This is a genomic window from Pseudoalteromonas sp. S558, from assembly GCF_005886635.1.
Taxonomy (GTDB): domain Bacteria; phylum Pseudomonadota; class Gammaproteobacteria; order Enterobacterales; family Alteromonadaceae; genus Pseudoalteromonas; species Pseudoalteromonas aliena.
The window spans coordinates 1-390 of sequence record NZ_PNDU01000735.1; the positions used below are offsets into that span (position 1 = coordinate 1).

The 390-nt window shown below is 38.7% G+C and carries 1 pseudogene; it reads right to left on the reverse strand.

Going from position 1 to position 390, the window contains the following annotated elements:
* Positions 1 to 390 (reverse strand): annotated as a pseudogene (locus CWB66_RS22415) (IS1634 family transposase); the annotation flags it as partial.

Sequence of the window (390 nt, forward strand, 5' to 3'; positions counted from 1 at the left end):
GGCGTGCTCGCTCAACTTGTCGAACAATGCTTTTTTGTGCTCGGCTATTAGCTGCCTTTGAATAAATAATCATCCATCTTTGCTTTATCCCCATATGCTCAACCTCTTCAATAACATATTGATAATTATCATCAATATTAACCCATTGGTTGGCTGTTATGGCTGTGCTTATAGAGGATTTTTCAAGAGAAATTGTTGAAGGTACTAGCGTGAGAAATTGAATTTTGGTTAAAAACTCAGCATTACTTTTATGATAAAGTTTACAGTCTGCCACAAGGTATTTAGGAGCTTGGCTTTTTTTGAACTCATCAACAAGCGCCTTACTTCGCGCTTTAAAAATAGCGGTGTCTGCGCTGTTACCATCCCAGTTTTTACATGCAAGCGGGATCC